General features: G+C 66.1%; 1 pseudogene. It reads right to left on the minus strand.

The annotated features are described in order from the left end of the window. Positions 1–363, minus strand: a pseudogene (locus HCN08_RS34595) (discoidin domain-containing protein); the annotation flags it as partial.

A 363-nucleotide genomic window follows, 5' to 3' on the forward strand; every position in this document is an offset into this window, starting at 1 on the left:
GACGTCGTACATGATGTAGAACTTCCGGCCGTGCGCCTCGGCCGCACTGCGGACCTTCACCGCCATCGCGTCCCGCGTCGGGCCCTCCCCGCCGGTGGGGTTGAACCGCTGCAGCGCGGCGGTGTCGATGCCGTTCTGCTGCATCCACAGGAAATGCGTGTCCACGGTCTGCTGGTCGTACGACGAGAACAACCTCGCCGGCTGACCGTTCCCCAACGCCGCATAACCGGTCTGGTACGTGTTCGCGTAGTCGCGCACATCCGGCCACGCCACGATCCCGGTGTTCGACGGCGACGGCGCCTGACCGCTGTTCGCACTCCAATGCCACCACGCATTGATCGGCGCACCATCACCGATACACGC

The organism is Actinacidiphila epipremni, from assembly GCF_012034175.1.
GTDB classification, from domain to species: Bacteria; Actinomycetota; Actinomycetes; order Streptomycetales; family Streptomycetaceae; genus Actinacidiphila; species Actinacidiphila epipremni.